Origin of the sequence: Sutterella massiliensis (assembly GCF_016899755.1) — a bacterium.
GTDB classification, from domain to species: Bacteria; Pseudomonadota; Gammaproteobacteria; order Burkholderiales; family Burkholderiaceae_F; genus Sutterella; species Sutterella massiliensis.
On sequence record NZ_JACJJC010000225.1, the window covers coordinates 1 to 576 of the forward strand.

At 51.6% G+C, this 576-nt stretch carries 1 protein-coding gene; it reads right to left on the bottom strand.

Features of this window, described 5'->3' with window-relative positions; all coding sequences use genetic code 11:
* Positions 1 to 213: 213 nt before the first annotated feature.
* A partial coding sequence (locus H6A60_RS12285) for a hypothetical protein (protein WP_205105040.1) occupies positions 214 to 576 on the bottom strand: 363 nt, incomplete at its 5' end.

Here is a 576-nt window from a genome sequence, read left to right on the forward strand (position 1 = left end):
GAAAACGCCACTCCTCACTGGGCCACGAGCAACCTCAGGTTTTGGAATGGCGTCCTACGGCTCAAGTCGGTACTGCTTTTACGGTGTCTCGTCCTTAGTCCAGCAAGCCCTCAGTTGCCTTGAGCTTTCGTTTTCCCTCCCTCATTCTATTTAAATTGACGATCAGAAGACGGGTTCAGCGTTAAAAAAATTGAAGCCTCAAAAGTATTCCATTCAAAGGAAATCAAGGCCGGATCGCCTCTCTATGCGCCCCCAAATTGATACAACAAAGCGCTGCCGATCAAGAATCAGGATGATCAGGAAAAGGCCATCAAGGAAATCGCCTCTGCACTGGATGCCCGACGCAGAGTGCTGCAGCGGACATTTGCGGGCGCTCGAGTGGCTCCGCCGCTGACTATCCGTATGTCGGCCAAGAAAACCGAAAAGTTTCTTAACGACAAAATCGCGAAGCTCAAGGATGCCGCAGTGTACTGCGGTGCGACCGAAGAAGAGTCCATCATTCTTGCTGGAAAAATCTCGCAAAAGTGACTGGCTTTTCGCTGAAACGCGAACGGCCTCGTTCGAGGTCCCTTGGCG